Genomic DNA, 18,988 nt, shown 5'->3' on the forward strand with positions numbered 1-18,988 from the left:
TACTGGCCCGAAACAAACGTAGGAGCGAGCGCAGCTCGCGATGCGCCGCGCGGGCGGCGCTCGATCTCACAGGCGCTGAAGATGCTCCGGCTACCCTTGCCAGGAACCATAGAATCTCCCACAGGTATGCCACAAGTCTCGAAGGCTAGGTTTACCTGTGGGAGCTGGCTTGCCGGCGATTGGGTCGCGCAGCGGCCCCTTTGTTGTCCGATCCATTCAACGGACCGTTCCGATTATTTTGGTTGTCCGTTCTTGTACATACAAGTAAAGGTGTGTTTGTATATCGACCACGACATACCCGCCCGCGCTCGACCGCAGAGGACCCTTCCCGTGACCGACAACAACAAATACCGTGACGTTGAAATCCGTGCCCCACGTGGCAACAAGCTCACCGCCAAAAGCTGGCTGACCGAAGCGCCACTGCGCATGCTGATGAACAACCTCGACCCGCAGGTCGCGGAGAACCCGAAGGAGCTGGTGGTTTATGGGGGCATCGGCCGCGCCGCGCGCAACTGGGCATGCTACGACAAGATCGTCGAAACCCTGACCCGCCTGGAAGGCGACGAAACCCTGCTGGTGCAATCGGGCAAGCCGGTCGGGGTGTTCAAGACCCACAGCAACGCCCCGCGTGTATTGATCGCCAACTCCAACCTGGTGCCGCACTGGGCCAGCTGGGAGCACTTCAACGAGCTGGACGCCAAAGGCCTGGCCATGTATGGCCAGATGACCGCCGGCAGCTGGATCTACATCGGTAGCCAGGGCATCGTCCAGGGCACCTATGAAACCTTCGTCGAAGCCGGTCGCCAGCACTATGGCGGCAACCTGAAAGGCAAGTGGGTACTCACCGCCGGCCTGGGCGGCATGGGCGGTGCCCAGCCACTGGCGGCGACCCTGGCCGGGGCTTGCTCGCTGAACATCGAATGCCAGCAGAGCCGCATCGACTTCCGCCTGCAAACCCGCTACGTCGACGAGCAGGCCACCGACCTCGACGACGCCCTGGCACGCATCGCCAGGTACACCGCCGAAGGCCAGGCAATCTCCATCGCCCTGCACGGCAACGCCGCTGAAATCCTGCCCGAACTGGTCAAGCGCGGCGTGCGCCCGGACATGGTCACCGACCAGACCAGCGCCCACGACCCACTCAACGGTTACCTGCCCGCCGGCTGGACCTGGGAACAGTACCGCGACCGCGCGCAGACCGAACCTGCGGCAGTGGTCAAGGCCGCCAAGCAGTCGATGGCCGTGCACGTGCAGGCCATGCTCGACTTCCAGAAGCAGGGCATCCCGACGTTCGACTACGGCAACAACATCCGCCAGATGGCCAAGGAAGAAGGCGTAGCGAACGCTTTCGACTTTCCAGGTTTCGTACCCGCTTACATCCGCCCGTTGTTCTGCCGCGGCGTTGGCCCGTTCCGCTGGGCGGCGCTGTCCGGTGAGGCCGACGACATCTACAAGACCGACGCCAAGGTCAAGGAACTGATCCCCGACGACGCCCACCTGCACCGCTGGCTGGACATGGCCCGCGAGCGCATCAGCTTCCAGGGCTTGCCGGCGCGTATCTGCTGGGTTGGCCTGGGCCTGCGTGCCAAGCTGGGCCTGGCGTTCAACGAAATGGTCCGCAGCGGCGAGCTGTCGGCGCCGGTAGTGATTGGCCGCGACCACCTGGACTCCGGGTCGGTGGCCAGCCCCAACCGCGAAACCGAAGCCATGCGCGACGGCTCGGACGCTGTCTCCGACTGGCCGCTGCTCAACGCCTTGCTCAATACCGCAGGCGGCGCCACCTGGGTCTCGCTGCACCACGGTGGCGGCGTAGGCATGGGCTTCTCGCAGCACTCGGGCATGGTCATCGTCTGCGACGGTACCGACGAAGCCGCCGAGCGTATCGCCCGCGTGCTGACCAACGACCCGGGGACCGGTGTCATGCGCCACGCCGATGCCGGCTACGACATCGCCATCGACTGCGCCAGGGAGCAGGGCCTGGACCTGCCGATGATTACGGGCTGACCCCCGGCTTTGGCTCGCACCCCGCCAGGGGTGATACTGAACAACAAGAAGGAGCGCACAGGCACCACAGACGGGCCTGTGGCTCCAAGCGACTGGAGTAGCAACGTGACCGAATTCACCCTCAAGCCAGGCACCCTGACCCTGGCCCAGCTGCGCGCCATTCACGCCGCGCCCGTGCGCTTGCAGTTGGATGCCAGCGCCGCGCCCGCCATTGACGCCAGTGTGGCCTGCGTTGAGCAGATCATTGCCGAAGACCGCACCGCCTACGGTATCAATACCGGCTTTGGCCTGCTGGCGTCGACCCGTATCGCCAGCCACGACCTGGAAAACCTGCAACGCTCGCTGGTGCTGTCCCACGCTGCCGGTGTCGGTGCGCCGCTGGATGACGACCTGGTGCGGCTGATCATGGTGCTGAAGATCAACAGCCTCAGCCGCGGGTTCTCCGGCATTCGCCGCAAGGTCATCGACGCGCTGATTGCCTTGGTCAATGCCGAAGTCTACCCGCACATCCCGCTGAAAGGGTCGGTGGGGGCTTCCGGTGACCTCGCCCCCTTGGCGCACATGTCGCTGGTGCTGCTGGGCGAAGGCAAGGCACGCTACAAGGGCCAGTGGCTGTCAGCGACCGAAGCCTTGGCGGTGGCCGGCCTCGAGCCATTGACCCTGGCCGCCAAGGAAGGCCTGGCCCTGCTCAACGGCACGCAGGCTTCCACCGCTTATGCGCTGCGCGGCCTGTTCCAGGGTGAAGACCTGTACGCCGCTGCCATTGCCTGCGGTGGCCTGAGCGTCGAAGCCGCGCTGGGTTCGCGTTCGCCATTCGATGCGCGTATCCACGAAGTGCGGGGCCAGCGTGGCCAGATCGACACCGCGGCGTGCTTCCGCGACCTGTTGGGCGACGCCAGCGAAGTGTCGCTGTCGCACAAGAACTGCGACAAGGTGCAGGACCCGTATTCGTTGCGCTGCCAGCCGCAGGTCATGGGTGCGTGCCTGACCCAGTTGCGTCAGGCCGCCGAAGTGCTGGCGGTCGAAGCCAACGCCGTATCCGACAACCCGCTGGTGTTCGCTGCCGAAGGGGACGTGATTTCCGGCGGCAACTTCCACGCCGAGCCGGTGGCCATGGCCGCCGACAACATTGCCCTGGCCATCGCCGAAATCGGCTCGCTCAGCGAGCGCCGCATTTCGCTGATGATGGACAAGCACATGTCCCAGCTGCCGCCGTTCCTGGTGGAAAATGGCGGGGTCAACTCCGGCTTCATGATTGCCCAGGTGACCGCTGCTGCGCTGGCCAGCGAGAACAAGGCCCTGTCCCACCCGCACAGCGTCGACAGCCTGCCCACCTCGGCGAACCAGGAAGACCACGTTTCGATGGCCCCGGCTGCCGGCAAGCGCCTGTGGGAAATGGCCGAGAATACCCGAGGCGTCCTGGCCATCGAGTGGCTGGGTGCCTGCCAGGGCCTCGACCTGCGCAAGGGCCTGAAGACCTCCACCAAGCTGGAGCAGGCGCGCCAGGCGCTGCGCAGCGAAGTGCCGCACTATGACCGTGACCGTTTCTTTGCGCCAGACATCGAAAAGGCCGTGGAACTGCTGGCCAAGGGGAGCCTGACCGGTTTGCTGCCGGCCGGTGTGCTGCCAAGCCTGTAATGCCCCTGGGCCGCCATGCGGCCCACTCGCCGGCAAGCCGGCTCCCCCAGTGAGGGGGCTGGCTTGCCGGCGATCTGGCTGCAAGGCAGCCCCCTCTCGACCTCACGACCACAAAAACAATTCAAGGACGTGACATGCAACAAGCTCAAGGTCTAAAGCGTGGGCTAAGCGCCCGCCACATCCGTTTCATGGCCCTCGGCTCGGCCATCGGCACCGGGTTGTTCTATGGCTCTGCCTCGGCCATCCAGATGGCCGGCCCGGCCGTGTTGCTGGCCTACCTGATCGGCGGCGCCGCCGTGTTCATGGTCATGCGCGCCCTCGGCGAAATGGCCGTGCACAACCCGGTGGCCGGCTCGTTCGGCCACTACGCCACCACCTACCTCGGCCCCATGGCCGGCTTCATCCTCGGCTGGACCTACGCCTTCGAGATGGTCATCGTCGCCATCGCCGACGTGACCGCCTTCGGCATCTACATGGGGTTCTGGTTCCCCGAGGTCGCCCGCTGGATCTGGGTGCTGGGCATCGTGTTCCTGATTGGCGGCCTGAACCTGTGCAACGTCAAGGTCTTTGGCGAAATGGAGTTCTGGCTGTCGTTGCTCAAGGTCGGCGCCATCGTGGCGATGATCCTGGCCGGCCTGGGCATCATGGCCTTCGGCTTCAGCCAGGTGGGCAGCGGGCAGGCCGTTGGCGTGAGCAACCTGTTCGACCATGGCGGCTTCATGCCTAATGGCGTCGGTGGCCTGATCGCCTCGTTCGCCGTGGTGATGTTCGCCTTTGGCGGCATCGAGATCATCGGTGTCACGGCCGGTGAGGCCAAAGACCCACAGCGCGTGATCCCCAAGGCGATCAACGCGGTGCCGCTGCGCATCCTGCTGTTCTATGTGCTCACCTTGTTCGTGCTGATGTGCCTGTACCCATGGCCGCAGATCGGTAGCCAGGGCAGCCCGTTCGTGCAGATCTTCAGCAACCTGGGTATCGGTTCGGCGGCCGCGGTGCTGAACGTGGTGGTGATCTCGGCGGCGATCTCGGCCATCAACAGCGACATCTTCGGTGCCGGCCGCATGATGTATGGCCTGGCCCAGCAAGGCCATGCGCCGCGCGGCTTCAGCAAGTTGTCCAGGCACGGCGTGCCGTGGATGACCGTGGTCGTGATGGGGGCGGCACTGCTGGTCGGCGTGCTGCTCAACTACCTTATCCCCGAGAACGTGTTCCTGCTGATCGCCTCGATCGCCACCTTCGCCACCGTCTGGGTGTGGTTGATGATCCTGGTTACCCAAGTGGCCATGCGCCGCAGCCTGCGCCGTGAAGAGGTCGCCCAGCTGAAGTTCCCGGTACCGTTCTGGCCCTATGGCCCGGCCATGGCCATTGCCTTCATGGTGTTCATCTTTGGCGTGCTCGGTTACTTCCCGGACACCCAGGCGGCGTTGGTCGTCGGGGTGGTCTGGGTGGTGTTCCTGGTGGCGTCCTACCTGCTGTGGTGCAAGCCGCGGGCAGGGCAGGGCCAGCCAGTTGCAGAGCCGGCCGAGCTACACCGCTAGTACAGGAGATTGTGCATGAGAACCCTCTGGCAGCACTGCCATGCGGCAACCATGGCCGATGGCCGTTATTCGCTTATCGAAGATGCGGCCATCGTCACCCACGCCGGGCTGATCGAATGGATCGGCCCGCGGGCCGGGCTGGGCCCGGTCGACGCCGGGCGCACGGTGGACCTGGGCGGCGCCTGGGTCACCCCCGGGCTGATCGACTGCCATACCCACGCGGTATTCGGTGGCAACCGCAGTGGCGAGTTCGAACAGCGCCTGCAAGGCGTCAGCTATGCCGAAATCGCCGCCCAAGGCGGGGGCATTGCCAGCACCGTGCGGGCCACCCGCGCGGCCAGCGAGGATGAACTGTTCGCCAGTGCGCGCCAGCGGGTTCAAGCCTTGATGCGCGACGGCGTGACAACCCTCGAGGTCAAGTCCGGCTACGGCCTGGACCTGGCCAACGAACGCAAGATGCTGCGCGTGGCCAGGCGGCTGGCGGATGCCCTGCCACTGACGGTGCGGGCCACCTGCCTGGCTGCCCACGCCTTGCCACCGGAGTACGCCGGCCGGGCGGACGACTACATCACGCACATCTGCGACGAACTGCTGCCAAGCCTGGTCGGCGAAGGCCTGGTGGACGCAGTGGACGCCTTCTGCGAGCACCTGGCGTTCACCCCGGCCCAGGTCGAGCGGGTGTTCATCAAGGCGCGGGCGTTGGGGGTGCCGGTCAAGCTGCACGCCGAACAGTTGTCTTCGCTACACGGCTCCAGCCTGGCTGCGCGTTACCAGGCGCTGTCGGCCGACCATCTGGAATTCATGACTGAAGAAGACGCCATCGCCATGGCCAAGGCGGGCACGGTCGCGGTGCTGCTGCCGGGCGCTTTCTATTTTTTGCGCGAAACCCAACTGCCGCCGATGGACGCCTTGCGCCGCCATGGGGTGAAGATCGCCCTTGCCAGCGACCTCAATCCGGGTACCTCGCCCGGGTTGTCGCTGCGGTTGATGCTGAACATGGGCTGCACGTGCTTCCGTATGACGCCGGAAGAAGCCCTGGCCGGCGTCACGGTGCATGCCGCCACCGCGCTGGGCCTGGGTGACAGTCACGGCTCGCTGGAGGTTGGCAAGGTGGCCGACTTCGTCGCCTGGCAGGTCGAGCGCCCCGCCGACCTGGCGTACTGGCTCGGCGGCGACCTGCCCAAGCGCGTGGTGCGCAGTGGCCATGAAATTACCAATTGAGGGAGGCTAGATGGACAAGGTATTGAGTTTCCACCAAGGGCATTTGCCGTTGCTGATCAGCATGCCCCACGCCGGCCTCAAGCTCACCCCGGCCGTGGACCAGGGCCTGGTCGACCAAGCGCGCAGCCTGCCCGACACGGATTGGCACATACCCCATCTCTACGACTTTGCCCGGGAACTGGGGGCCAGCTTGGTCGCCGCACAGTATTCGCGGTTCGTCATCGACTTGAACCGCCCGGCTGACGACAAACCGTTATATGCCGGTGCTACAACCGGCTTGTATCCGGCCACGCTGTTCGATGGCGTGCCTTTGTTCAAGCAGGGGCTGGAGCCCACTGCCGAAGCGCGCGAGGCCTGCCTGGCGACGATCTGGCAGCCTTATCACCAAACGATCCGCAACGAGCTGGCGCGCCTGCGGGAAATCCACGGCTACGCGCTGCTGTGGGATGCCCACTCGATTCGTTCGCTGATCCCGCACCTGTTCGATGGCAGGCTGCCGGACTTCAACCTGGGCACGTTCAATGGCGCCAGTTGCGACCCGGGCCTGGCCGAGCGGCTGGTCCAGGTGTGCAGCCAAGCCGAGGGTTACAGCCATGTGCTTAACGGGCGCTTCAAAGGCGGCCACATCACCCGGCATTACGGCGACCCGGCGCATGACATCCATGCCGTACAGCTGGAGCTGGCGCAAAGCACCTACATGGAAGAGCAGGAGCCTTTTACCTACCGCGAAGACCGCGCCCAGCCGACGCGCGAGGTGTTGAAGGCGTTGCTCCAGGCCGCATTGGCGTGGGGCCGGGCGCATTACGGCAAGTAATGAGCGGCGCGCAGTCGCGTGGGTTGGCTCAGCTGTTGCCCACGAAGGTGAGGGTGAGTTCGCGCAGCAGCGCCAGCTCTTCCTGCTGCTTGTCCTCCCAAAGGCCCTGCTGCAGAGCGACTTCCTCGTGCAGCGGGTGCCCGCTGCTGGACAGCTCCAGTACCCGCTGGCGGTAACGGGCCTCTATCTGCGCGAAGCGCGGCGCATGTTCGCCGCGCAGGCGCTGGGCCCAGCCGCTATTGGCCAGCAGGTAATCGATGAACACTTCACTGTGTTCGCTCTGGCGCACGCTTTCCAGTACCCGCGACAGCTCGCCACGGGCCAGGTTTGCGGCCCCGCGAAAACGCATGCTGTCGGCGATCGGCAGGTCCAGCTCCCTGGCCAGCTCGCGACGGTAGGCCAGGCGCACCGAGACCAGGTCGCCCGAACCGGTGCGCGTGGCGGCAAGCTTTTCCAGCTGGTCGACGCGGAACAGCCGTAACAGGCGCTGGTGCAGGCTGTGCAGGGTATCGCCAGCGTCGATCAGCAGGCGGTTGGCCATGAGGTACAGTTCGATGTTGTTGAACTCCTGAAGTGCGCCGTCGTGGCACGTCTGCGAGCCCGTCTCTGGGTCGGGCAGCGCCGCTGCGGCAATGCTTTCCATGATCGGCCGTTCATCCTGGTTGGCTGCGGCTGCCACCAGCATCAGGCGCACCCGCGCACAGAAGTCGCCCCGGGTGGTGGGGTCGACGAACGGCGCGGCGTTGTGCAAACGGCCTGCTAGCCGCAACAGGTCGCTGCCCTCCAGCTGTTGCCAGCAGCTGCGCAAGGCTTCGTTCTGAGCCTCGTCACCCAGCAGCCAGTCTTCGAGCCTGGGGGTGTCGTCGCCCTGCAACGGGAAGTGCGGATGGTCGAGCGAGCCTTCACTGGACGAGTTGACCAGCATCAGGTTGTCTGGAATGTCCAGGGCGAACGAGTAACTGCGCTGGCTATCCGAGTAGGCCCGCACGCGCAGGATGGTGGCGTCGGGCAAGGGGTTGTCGAACAACGAAATCGACGAAATCGGCATGGCGTTGTTCAGGTTGGAGAGGATGTGCTCAGGCAGTTGGGTGATGTTGTTCGAGCTGAGGTCCAGCAACTCCAGGGGTAGCAGCGCGTCGCACCAGTCTGGCCATGCGTGCAGGTTCATGTTGGTCAGTTCGAGGGACGTCAGGTTGGCGGACAACCGTGCGGGCACCTGGGTGATGCTGCCGACCCGGTTGCCAGACAGGTCGAGCGAGGTCAGGTGCTCAAGCTCGGCAAAGGTTTCCAGCATGGCCTGGTCGACCTCCAGGCCCATGTTGCGAAACTCCAGGTAGGTCAGGCGCGGCAGGCGTGGCAGGGCCGATGCCAGTGCAGGCGTAGCACCTTGGTGAGCATCGATGGTCAGGCGGGTGATATTCGGAAAGCGGGCAAGCAGTTCGCTGAGTTGTGCTGAGGTGCCACTGAGGCGGGTCAGGGTCATCGCATGCACACGCTCGCCGAAGAACGCCGGAAGTCGGCGCGGGAAGTGTTCGATGGCAACGTCCTCCAGTTGCAGGCGTAGGTATTGCTGGCCCTGCTCCTGGCGCTCCCAGAATGCGTTTATCGCCGTTGCCATACGCTGCCGGTCGGTCAGGGCCGCCTGGGTCAACGGGTTGCTCGAACTCGAGGCATGGACCCAGCCATCGATCGCATCGCGCATGAGTTGCCGCTCGCTGCGGAGGCGTTCCAGCCGTTGGTTCAGCGCCGGGGGCTGATCCACGGTGACCTGGGCGGTTTCCGGGCGTTCGTTCAGCAGCAGGCGTTGCAGGTGCGTTTCATTGATGGGGTTGCCTTGCAGCGAAATTACCGGCGCGCGTTGCAGCGGCGTTTCCCCCAGCAGGAACGCGGGCAGTGACGTCAGGTTGTTGTCCTGTAACGACAGGTGCCCGATACGGCTCAGGGTCTCGCTGTCGATACCGGTGGGCCATTGGCTCAGTTGCATCCGGTTCAAGCCCAGGTAATCCAGGGTAAACCAGTGGAAGCTGGCCCTGTCGATGCCTTGCTGCAGCCGGTTGCCACTGAGGTCCAGATGGGCAAGCCGTGCATGGCCTGCCAGCTCGCCAAGGTGGCTGTTGCTGAACGCCAGGTTCTGGTTGGTCATGGCCAGCCTGCGCAGGTTCGGCAGGGTCGAGGCAATGGTCGGCACGCTGGGCAGCAGTAGCGAGGGGGTTGCCCTGGGGTTGTACGGCCTGCTGATTTCCAGTGCTTCCAGCCCGGGCATCAGCCGCAGCAAGCGTTGCATCAGCCGCTCGCTCTGGCCCCAACCTGCCAGGGTGCCGCTTGGCAGGTCGAGCAGGTGCAGGCTGCGCACGCGGCGGTAGAAGAAATCGGGCAGGGTCAGCGGGATGTCGGTCAGCGGTACGCCTTGCACGCGCAGCTCGGCACCGAGCGCGGCATCATCCTCCAGGGCGGTGTCGTACCAGTGCTGCATGATCGCTTCACGCAGGGTGTCATAGGTGCGGGCCGCCTGGTCGGAGGCCGGTGAAATGGCTTCGCTCCAGTCGTCCAGGCTGCGTTGCAAGGCGTTGCGTTGCTCCATCAGCGTGGTCAGGTATTCGAGGATCTGCAGCCGGTTGCGGCCGTTGGCGGCAAGCGACATCAGCACCTGCTCGGCCGGCCTACCGGTGCGTTCCGGAATGCCGGTGGCCCTCAGCGTGCTCAGCAGGTGCTGGCGCATGCTGCCCTGGTTTTGGTCATCACCGCTGCTCAAACGGTAGCCAACGCGGCCATCGGCAAGGCGCATCGGCGAGCGATAGCCGGGCCGGGGCGGTTGCATGCCCAACGCATCGCGCAAGGCCGGGCGGGGTAACAGCGGGCTCTGTTGCAGCAGGTGCTGAAGGGCCTCGCCGCTGGTGACGCCCAGGCCTTGCATGGCTTCGGGCAAGGCTGCATGCAGCGCGCTGAAGAGCTGCGGGTAGCGACGCACCACCGCCCCGGGCTCGCCCTGCGCGTGAACGATGTAACCGGCCGGCGAGTGGGTGATGGTCGCCCAGGGGCTGCTGCCCTGCGCGCCGATGGCATGGTCCTGGTCGGGCCAGTGACTGCGCTGCAACAGGCGCAGCCGCGTGTCTGCGGGCCAGCCCGGCAGGCGGGCAGGGTTTGCATGATCAGCCGGTCGCTGTCCCAGCTTTGCGCGCCGGCCAGGTACAGGCCCTCATAAGCGCGGGCAAGGCGCACGTGTTGTTGGTAGGCGCGAATTTCCTCGGCCAGGTGCAGAGGCACCTTGCCGGCACCAAGGGCTTGCAGGTCAATGGCACTTGCGTTGCGCACCAGCTCATCGATGATCGGCGCTGGCAGCCTGGGGTAGACCCGGCGGATCACAGCGCTGTTGGCCGGCAGGGGGGTAGCGATGCGCGCGTACGCCGTGGTGAACGCTGCATGCCAGGCGCTTTGGTCTGGCAACTGGCGGATGTGGGCATCCAGCTTGAACCGCTGCAGGGTGTCTTCCAGCAGTGCGGGCAGCCGCCGGTTGTGGGCCAGGCAGTGGCGCAGCGTGTCTTCGTGGATATCGCAGACGTGCAGGATCCGCTGCAAGGTCGCTTCATCGAAAGACCCGCTCAGGTGCCCCAGGCGGCGCAGCAGGCGTGCGCCGTCCCAGCTTTGCGGCTGCTCGGACTCCAGCAACCATGCCCCTGCACCATTGTGCAGCGCTTTGGGCTGGTAACCTGCCGGGCGGGTCGGGTGTTCAAGGCGGTAACCCGTCGCAGCGCGGGTCACCGAGTAAACCCGGTTTTCCACGGGCAGCCAGGTTTTGCCGCCGTAGTGCAGCAGGCCGGATTCGTCTGGCTCCAGCCCACCCGGCAGTACCCTGTCGTGGGCGAAGGGCGCCAGGTCCGCGTGCCACAGGCGTTGCCCGCCGTCGGCGAGGTCGATCGGCTGCAGTTCTTCGATGAATGACGGCGTCTCCACGGGGATCCGCTCGACCACCGGCGTAGCCTGCCCCCCGCCGGCTGCCGCGAGCGCGGCCATGATGGCGACGTTGTCGATCACGTCCATCAAGTAGTCGAATGCCTGCTGACGATCACCGTCAAGCCAGCTGTCGATGCCCTCGAACGTTTCATTGGCCAGCTGCAGGGCCGTTACCCCAAGCATCGCGGCGCCGAGCGGGGGGATGAACAGGGCGGCAACGTTCAGGCTGACGAAGGCCAGGGCCTTGAAGTAGTCAAGGTGGCGTTGCGCAGTCTTGCCGTTTTGCATGGCTGTCGGCACCACATGGAACAGCCCGTCATCCCTCAGCCGCTTCTGCCGCTGGCAGGCCAGCTCGTCCAGGCACGAGCGGGTGAAGGGCTGCACGTGCAGACGCACCTGCGCGTTGGCGATGCGCTCCAGGAAGTGGCGCTTGTGCCGATCGGGTAGCAGGCGCTGGCATTCCGGGCGGCGGAAGGCAGGCAACTGTTCACGCAGGAACGCTTCGGCATCGGCCTTGCTGGCGTGCTGGGTCAACGGCTCGGGCATGCCGGGCAGGTAAAGCACCACCCAGCCCGCATACGGGTACACCGGCCCTGGTGGGAATCGGCCGGCGCCCACCGGCCGGCGTGCGTCGAGGCCAATCGCCATGGCCCCGGTCAGCGGAACATGCAGCAACTCGATGCCCGAACACAGGACCGGGCGGCCATCGTGCTCAACCTTTGGCTCAGTGGCGAGCTTGAGCAAGGTTGCATGGAGGGCCGTGTCGATCCGGCCCAGCAGGCAGGCGTAGTGAACCTGCAACTCGAATGTGGAGCGCTCGGCAGCCTTGAACACGCCGGCAATGGCCGGCGCGTTGGGCTGCTCGCCCGGTGGGTCGAGCGCGTCGAGCAGCCGTTGATACTTGCCGCCGATATCCAGCTCGCGTGCCAGGGCCGCGAACGCTTCCGCGACGATGGGCAGTGGCACCGCCTGGGAGGCCAGGCCAACGTCGTTGCTATCGAGAATGGCCGAGGCGTGGCCGCCGGCGCGCAAGCCGTCCGGCTGGGCCTCGAAGGCCTCGAAGTTCTGCAAGGCACAGTGCAGCAGGGGTTGGGTTGCCAGCTTCAGCGCGCGGGACGAAGTGACGAAAGGATCGCCGCCAGGGCTGGAGAGCGCCTCGGTAAGGGCGGCCGCCCTGTTCAGGTTCATCAGGTAGGTACGCTCGACATCGAGTGTGGTGCCCAAGCGCTGGCTGACCGCGGTGGACAGCAGCTCGGTGGCATAGCGCTGCAGGTCCGGCAGGGTTGCCAGGAGGGCACTCAGGTTCGCTTCGGCTTGCACGTGTTGGCCATAGGTTTGCACCAGGGCCTTGGCCACCGTTGGGTGTGCCAGGCATGCGCGTTCCAGCCTGGGGTCGCGCTGGCTGGCCGCCTGGCGCAGCTGGCGGCGCTGCTCTGGCCGGGCGTCGACCACCCAGGCGGGTAGCTTGCTGCTGACCAACTGGTGGTAGAAGTCGGGCTCGCAGGCTGCAGGTTTGGTGGAGTCGATCATGGGGAGTCTCACTTCGAGGGTGTTCCCCGATGCTAGGGAGGCTCGCCTGCGCCCTGCACATAAGATGATCTCGCTTAGGTACATGCTCTAAGCGCAATTCAGGTTTATGATGGCCAACGGCCGAATATATCCTCACACGGAGTGCGCGATGCAGACCCTCTACCCGCAGATCAAACCCTACGCCCGGCACGATCTGGCCGTGGAAGCGCCGCATGTGTTGTATGTCGACGAAAGCGGCTCGCCGGAAGGTTTGCCCGTGGTGTTCATCCACGGTGGCCCTGGCGCTGGTTGCGACGCCCAGAGCCGCTGCTATTTTGACCCCAACCTGTATCGCATCATCACCTTCGACCAGCGCGGCTGTGGCCGCTCCACGCCCCATGCCAGCCTGGAGAACAACACCACCTGGCACCTGGTCGAAGACATGGAGCGTATTCGCGAGCACCTGGGTATCGATAAATGGGTGCTGTTCGGTGGCTCGTGGGGCTCCACCCTGGCCCTGGCGTACGCCCAGACCCACCCCGAGCGGGTGCATGGCCTGATCCTGCGCGGCATATTCCTGTGCCGGCCCCAGGAAATCCAGTGGTTCTACCAGGAGGGCGCCAGTCGCCTGTTCCCCGACTACTGGCAGGACTACATTGCGCCGATCCCCGCGCAGGAGCGTGGAGACCTGGTGGCGGCCTTCCACAAGCGCCTTACCGGCAATGACCAGATCGCCCAGATGCACGCCGCCAAGGCCTGGTCTACCTGGGAAGGTCGCACCGCCACCCTGCGCCCCAATCCGCTGGTGGTCGACCGCTTCTCCGAGCCGCAGCGGGCCCTGTCGATTGCCCGTATCGAATGTCACTTCTTCATGAACAACGCGTTCCTCGAGCCGGACCAGCTGATCCGCGACCTGCCGAAAATCGCCCATTTGCCGGCAGTGATCGTGCACGGCCGCTACGATGTGATCTGCCCGCTGGACAACGCCTGGGCCCTGCACCAGGCCTGGCCGAACAGCGAGCTGAAGGTGATCCGTGACGCTGGCCATGCGGCCTCCGAGCCTGGCATTACCGATGCACTGGTCCGTGCCGCCGACCAAATGGCACGCCGCTTGCTCGACCTGCCGCTGGAAGAAGCATGAGGGGCCTGCTGCAACGGGTGCGTGGGGCGCGGGTAGAAGTTGCGGGCGAGGTGGTGGGTGCCATCGACCAGGGGTTGCTGGTGCTGGTTGCCGTAGAGCCTGAAGATTCCCGCGAGCACGCCGATAAGCTTTTGCACAAGCTGTTGAACTACCGGGTATTCAGCGACGAGCAGGGCAAGATGAACAAGTCGCTCAAGGATGTTGGCGGCGGCTTGCTGCTGGTGTCGCAGTTCACCTTGGCGGCAGACACCCGCAACGGCCTGCGCCCGAGCTTCTCGACGGCTGCGCCGCCGGCGCTCGGGGCCGAATTGTTCGACTATCTTTTGCAGCAGGCCAACAGCCAATACGCCCCTGTGGCCAGCGGCCGATTTGGCGCAGATATGCAGGTGCACCTGGTAAATGATGGCCCCGTGACATTTATGTTACAAATTTGAGGTCAATAAACCCCTTGTTCACAGGAAAACAAGGGGTTTTGTACGATAAATAGTTGTTCCAGCCTGATGCGTTGTCACGCGACCTGCTGGATAATCGCGCGCTGCATGGACCTGCGTTCGCAGGTTCGTTTCACTCTGACTCGAGCATTGTCTGGAACCGTTTGGGGAATCATTACGCCCTCTCGGGGTCCGAACAGTGCTCGCCAACCCGGCATTTGTCGCTGGCCGTTGGTTTCATGATCTGTTTTCGGCGAGGGTTGCTCGTGATTGTTAGTCCCCAAAAAGCATCAAGAATCCCCGGCATCCGGTTGCGCAAGGCCCTGATGGCCAGCATGGCCCTGATTGGCCTGATGAGCGCGGGCCAGCTGTGGGCATTCAATCTTGACGATGTTGCAGCCAAGGCAAAGGATCTGGCCGGCCAGAAGTACGAGGCACCGAAAAGCAACCTGCCGGCAGTGTTCCGCGACATGAAGTTCGCGGACTACCAGAAGATCCACTTCCTGCAGGAAAAGGCCGAGTGGGCCAAGGACAAGACCCCGTTCAAGCTGTCCTTCTACCATCAGGGCATGCACTTTGACACACCGGTGAAAATCAACGAAGTCACCGCGACCAAGGTCGAGGAAATCAAGTACGACCCGAGCCGTTTCGAGTTCGGTGACGTGCCACACGACCCGGATACCACCAAGAACCTGGGGTACGCCGGTTTCCGTGTGCTGTACCCGATCAACAAGGCAGACAAGCAGGACGAAATCATGACCCTGCTGGGTGCCAGCTACTTCCGCGTAGTCGGCAAGGGCCATGTATACGGCCTGTCGGCCCGTGGCCTGGCCATCGACACCGCGCTGCCGTCGGGCGAGGAGTTCCCGCGCTTCACCGAATTCTGGGTCGAGAAGCCCAAGCCGGCTGACAAGCATTTGGTGATCTACGCCCTGCTGGACTCGCCGCGTTCCACCGGCGCCTACAAACTGATCCTGCGCCCAGGCACCGACACCGTGGTCGACGTGCAGTCCCGCGTGTTCCTGCGTGATCAGGTCAGCCGCCTGGGCATTGCCCCGCTGACCAGCATGTACCTGTTCGGCCCTAACCAGCCGTCCAAAGTGCTCAACTACCGGCCGGCCCTGCATGACTCCGAAGGCCTGTCCATCCACGCTGGCAACGGCGAGTGGATCTGGCGCCCGCTGAACAATCCGAAACACCTGTCGGTAAGCAACTTCAGCGTGGAAAACCCACGCGGTTTCGGCCTGATGCAGCGTCAGCGTGCCTTCAGCGACTACGAAGACCTCGACGACAACTACCAGAAGCGCCCAAGCGCCTGGATCGAGCCGAAGGGTGACTGGGGCAAGGGCACCGTCGACCTGGTCGAAATCCCGACTGCTGACGAGACCAACGACAATATCGTGGCGTTCTGGAGCCCGGAAAAGCTGCCTGAACCCGGCAAGCCGTTCGAGTACGACTACCGTCTGCACTTCACCATCGACGAACCCAAGTTCCAGGCCCCTGACCTGGGCTGGGTCAAGCAGACCCTGCGCTCCACGGGTGACGTCAAGCAGTCCAACCTGATCCGCCAGCCAGACGGTAGCGTGGCCTTCGTGGTCGACTTCGCCGGCCCGGCGCTGGCTGCCCTGCCTGAGGACACTCCGCTGCGCAGCCAGGTCAGCGTGGGCGACAACGCCGATGTGGTCGAGAACAACCTGCGCTATAACCCAGAGACCAAGGGCTGGCGCCTGACTCTGCGGCTGAAGGTCAAAGAGGCCAACAAGTCGACTGAAATGCGTGCCGCGCTGGTGCGTGATGTGCCAGCCGAACCGGCCAAGCCTGCCCAGGACGCCAAGCAGGACAAGGCCGCCGCCAAGCCTGCCAAGGCCGACAAAGCGGACAAGGCCGCCAAGGCCGAACAACCTGCCGCCGACGCGGCGCCCACCAACGGGGCCCCGGCCACCACCGAGAAGGTGCTGACCGAGACCTGGAGCTATCAGTTGCCTGCCGATGAGTAACTCAAGCGCAAGGCCGGAATCGCTTGGCGAGTACCTGGCCCACCTACCACTTGGCGACGAGCAGCGGGCAGAACTGGCCAGCTGCACCTCGTTCAGTGAGCTGCACCAACGCCTGGCGGCCAACCCGGCCGCCAGCCCTGCCGAGGCCGTGCAGGCCTCGGTGGGCCCGCGCCTTACCGTAGGCAGCGCCGCCGAGCTGGAAGAGGCCGAAATGCTCGGCGTCGACGGCAGCGGCCGCCTGTGCCTGAAGATTGCCCCGCCTATCAAGCGTACCAAGGTCGTGCCGGAGCCGTGGCGCACCAACCTGTTGGTCCGCATGTGGCGCCGCATGACCGGCCGCCCCAATGCGCCGCAGCCGCCCAAGCGCGAGCTGCCGGCAGCGCGCTGGCGCACGGTCGGGTCGATCCGCCGTTATATCCTGCTGGCCCTGATGATCGGTCAGACCATCGTTGCCGGCTGGTACATGAAGAGCATCCTGCCGTACCAGGGCTGGTCTTTCGTCGACCTCGACGAAGTGCTCAACCAGCCGTTGTGGGATACGGTGGTGCAGGTATGGCCCTATGCCTTGCAGACTTCCATCCTGATCCTCTTCGGCATCCTGTTCTGCTGGGTGTCGGCGGGCTTCTGGACTGCGCTGATGGGCTTCCTGGAGCTGCTCACCGGGCGCGACAAGTACAAGATCTCCGGCAGCAGCGCCGGCAACGAGCCGATTGCGCCCGAGGCGCGTACCGCGCTGGTGATGCCGATCTGCAACGAGGACGTGCCGCGGGTATTCGCCGGCCTGCGGGCGACGTTCGAATCGGTGGCCGCCAGTGGCAACCTCGACCGTTTCGACTTCTTCGTGCTCAGCGACACCAACGACACCGACATCGCCGTGGCCGAACAGCAGGCCTGGCTGGACGTGTGCCGTGAAACCAAAGGCTTTGGCCGGATCTTCTACCGCCGCCGCCGGCGGCGCGTTAAGCGCAAGAGCGGCAACCTCGACGACTTCTGCCGTCGCTGGGGTGGCGAGTACAAGTACATGGTCGTGCTCGACGCCGACAGCGTCATGAGTGGCGAATGCCTGAGCAGCCTGGTGCGCCTGATGGAGGCCAACCCGGACGCCGGTATCATCCAGACCGGGCCGAAAGCCTCGGGCATGGACACCCTGTATGCGCGCATGCAGCAGTTCGCCACCCGCGTGTACGGCCCGCTGTTCACTGCCGGGCTGCATTTCTGGCAACTGGGCGAGTCGCACTACTGGGGCCACAACGCGATCATCCGCATGAAGCCGTTCATCGAGCACTGCGCCTTGGCGCCGTTGCCGGGCAAGGGCGCCTTCGCCGGCGCCATCCTGTCCCACGACTTCGTCGAAGCGGCGTTGATGCGCCGTGCCGGCTGGGGCGTGTGGATCGCCTACGACTTGCCGGGCAGTTACGAAGAGCTACCGCCGAACCTGCTTGACGAGCTCAAGCGTGACCGTCGCTGGTGCCACGGCAACCTGATGAACTTCCGCCTGTTCCTGGTCAAGGGCATGCACCCGGTGCACCGTGCGGTGTTCCTCACAGGGGTCATGTCGTACCTGTCGGCACCGTTGTGGTTCCTGTTCCTGGTGCTGTCGACCGCGCTGCTGGCGACCAACACGCTGATGGAGCCGCAGTACTTCATCGAGCCGTACCAGCTGTACCCGCTGTGGCCACAGTGGCACCCGGAAAAGGCCGTGGCGCTGTTCTCCACCACCATCGTGCTGCTGTTCCTGCCCAAGCTGCTCAGCGTCATCCTGATCTGGGCCAAGGGCGCCGTCGAGTTCGGCGGGCGAATCAAGGTCACCTTGTCGATGCTGATGGAGATGCTGTTCTCCATGCTGCTGGCGCCTGTGCGCATGATCTTCCATACCCGCTTCGTCCTCGCGGCGTTCCTCGGTTGGGCGGCGACCTGGAACTCGCCGCAGCGCGACGACGACTCCACACCGTGGAGCGAAGCGCTACGCCGGCATGGCCCGCAGACGCTGCTGGGCATTGCCTGGGCCGGGCTGGTGGCATGGCTGAACCCAAGCTTCCTGTGGTGGCTAGCGCCGATCGTCGGTTCGCTGATGCTGTCGATTCCGGTATCGGTCATTTCCAGCCGCACCCGCCTGGGGCTAGCGGCCAAGGACGAGAAGCTGTTCCTGATCCCCGAGGAGTACGCGACGCCGCAGGAGTTGCTGGCAACCGACCAGTACACCCACGAAAACCGCTGGCATGCCCTGCATGACGGTTTCGTGCGTGCTGTGGTCGACCCGCGGCAGAACGCCCTGGCCTGCGCCATGGCCACGGCCCGCCACGGGCAGGCGGCGCCGATCGAGGCGCTGCGTGCCGAGCGCGTGGCCAAGGCCATCGAGGTCGGGCCGAAAGGGCTGGACCTCAATACCCGCCTGGCGTTGCTCAGCGACCCGGTCGCCTTGAGCCGCCTGCACGAGCAGGTATGGGCCGAGCACAATGCGGCGTGGATCGATGTGTGGCGTGCCTCGATCAAGAACGACCCGCATTCGCCGCTGCTGCCGTTGCATCCGGAGAATGAAGGCCAGCCGGCACTCGCAGGCGCCTGACCGGCCCTTTCGCGGGCACGCCCGCTCCCACAGGGTTCCGCATTTCCCTGTGGGAGCGGGCGTGCCCGCGAAGCTTTAAGGGCCCAACCCTGATTTTGGCCAACAAAGTCCCCCCCAGTGCTAGGTCCCCGGGCCGGCATGCGTTAGCATCCCTCTCCGATACGAAGCATCGGCCGGT

General features: G+C 64.9%; 11 protein-coding genes. 9 read left to right on the forward strand and 2 right to left on the reverse strand.

What is annotated here, in order from left to right:
* Positions 1–330 precede the first annotated feature (330 nt).
* From hutU to hutG, 5 genes are all read left to right on the forward strand, one after another.
* Complete coding sequence (hutU, locus tag DMX12_RS10475) at positions 331–2,004, forward strand: urocanate hydratase (protein ID WP_110677425.1); 1,674 nt, start codon at positions 331–333, stop codon at positions 2,002–2,004.
* A 105-nt stretch (positions 2,005–2,109) separates the two neighbouring features.
* On the forward strand, positions 2,110–3,642 hold the full coding sequence (gene hutH, locus DMX12_RS10480; protein ID WP_029885413.1) for a histidine ammonia-lyase: 1,533 nt from the start codon (positions 2,110–2,112) through the stop codon (positions 3,640–3,642).
* Between the two features lie 134 nt (positions 3,643–3,776).
* Complete coding sequence (locus DMX12_RS10485; RefSeq protein WP_110677427.1) at positions 3,777–5,180, forward strand: amino acid permease; 1,404 nt, start codon at positions 3,777–3,779, stop codon at positions 5,178–5,180.
* 15 nt (positions 5,181–5,195) lie between these two features.
* Positions 5,196–6,401, forward strand: a complete 1,206-nt coding sequence (gene hutI, locus DMX12_RS10490; RefSeq protein WP_110677429.1) for an imidazolonepropionase — start codon at positions 5,196–5,198, stop codon at positions 6,399–6,401.
* Positions 6,402–6,411: 10 nt separating this feature from the next.
* Complete coding sequence (gene hutG, locus DMX12_RS10495) at positions 6,412–7,215, forward strand: N-formylglutamate deformylase (RefSeq protein WP_110677431.1); 804 nt, start codon at positions 6,412–6,414, stop codon at positions 7,213–7,215.
* Between the two features lie 28 nt (positions 7,216–7,243).
* Here the strand turns inward: hutG and DMX12_RS30265 are convergent, their stop codons facing one another.
* Positions 7,244–10,033, reverse strand: a complete 2,790-nt coding sequence (locus DMX12_RS30265) for an NEL-type E3 ubiquitin ligase domain-containing protein (RefSeq protein ID WP_371928256.1) — start codon at positions 10,031–10,033, stop codon at positions 7,244–7,246.
* A complete protein-coding gene (locus tag DMX12_RS29930; protein WP_256598410.1) occupies positions 9,964–12,696 on the reverse strand; it encodes a dermonecrotic toxin domain-containing protein in 2,733 nt (910 codons plus the stop codon). The genes DMX12_RS30265 and DMX12_RS29930 overlap by 70 nt, the downstream gene beginning before the upstream one ends.
* 148 nt (positions 12,697–12,844) lie before the next feature.
* On the opposite strand from DMX12_RS29930, the gene pip reads away from it, so the two are divergent.
* The 4 genes from pip to mdoH all read left to right on the forward strand — a co-directional run bounded on the left by pip (position 12,845) and on the right by mdoH (position 18,810).
* Positions 12,845–13,816, forward strand: a complete 972-nt coding sequence (pip, locus tag DMX12_RS10505) for a prolyl aminopeptidase (RefSeq protein ID WP_029885408.1) — start codon at positions 12,845–12,847, stop codon at positions 13,814–13,816.
* On the forward strand, positions 13,813–14,250 hold the full coding sequence (dtd, locus tag DMX12_RS10510; protein WP_009684267.1) for a D-aminoacyl-tRNA deacylase: 438 nt from the start codon (positions 13,813–13,815) through the stop codon (positions 14,248–14,250). The genes pip and dtd overlap by 4 nt, the downstream gene beginning before the upstream one ends.
* Before the next feature lie 263 nt (positions 14,251–14,513).
* Positions 14,514–16,244: a glucan biosynthesis protein G gene (locus tag DMX12_RS10515; RefSeq protein WP_218277982.1), complete on the forward strand. Its 1,731-nt coding sequence runs from the start codon at positions 14,514–14,516 to the stop codon at positions 16,242–16,244.
* Positions 16,237–18,810: a glucans biosynthesis glucosyltransferase MdoH gene (gene mdoH, locus DMX12_RS10520; protein ID WP_054912121.1), complete on the forward strand. Its 2,574-nt coding sequence runs from the start codon at positions 16,237–16,239 to the stop codon at positions 18,808–18,810. The genes DMX12_RS10515 and mdoH overlap by 8 nt, the downstream gene beginning before the upstream one ends.
* The last annotated feature ends 178 nt before the right edge of the window (positions 18,811–18,988 follow it).

The sequence above is a fragment of the Pseudomonas sp. MB-090624 genome (genome assembly GCF_003205245.1).
GTDB classification, from domain to species: Bacteria; Pseudomonadota; Gammaproteobacteria; order Pseudomonadales; family Pseudomonadaceae; genus Aquipseudomonas; species Aquipseudomonas juntendi.

What these genes read in the sequence shown, in the direction of transcription:
- DMX12_RS10485 (WP_110677427.1), top strand. Translation starts at nt 3,777, where the DNA reads ATGCAACAAGCTCAAGGTCTAAAGCGTGGGCTAAGCGCCCGCCACATC.
- hutI (WP_110677429.1), top strand. Translation starts at nt 5,196, where the DNA reads ATGAGAACCCTCTGGCAGCACTGCCATGCGGCAACCATGGCCGATGGC.
- hutG (WP_110677431.1), top strand. Translation starts at nt 6,412, where the DNA reads ATGGACAAGGTATTGAGTTTCCACCAAGGGCATTTGCCGTTGCTGATC.
- DMX12_RS30265 (WP_371928256.1), bottom strand. Translation starts at nt 10,033, where the DNA reads ATGCAACCGCCCCGGCCCGGCTATCGCTCGCCGATGCGCCTTGCCGAT.
- DMX12_RS29930 (WP_256598410.1), bottom strand. Translation starts at nt 12,696, where the DNA reads ATGATCGACTCCACCAAACCTGCAGCCTGCGAGCCCGACTTCTACCAC.
- pip (WP_029885408.1), top strand. Translation starts at nt 12,845, where the DNA reads ATGCAGACCCTCTACCCGCAGATCAAACCCTACGCCCGGCACGATCTG.
- dtd (WP_009684267.1), top strand. Translation starts at nt 13,813, where the DNA reads ATGAGGGGCCTGCTGCAACGGGTGCGTGGGGCGCGGGTAGAAGTTGCG.
- mdoH (WP_054912121.1), top strand. Translation starts at nt 16,237, where the DNA reads ATGAGTAACTCAAGCGCAAGGCCGGAATCGCTTGGCGAGTACCTGGCC.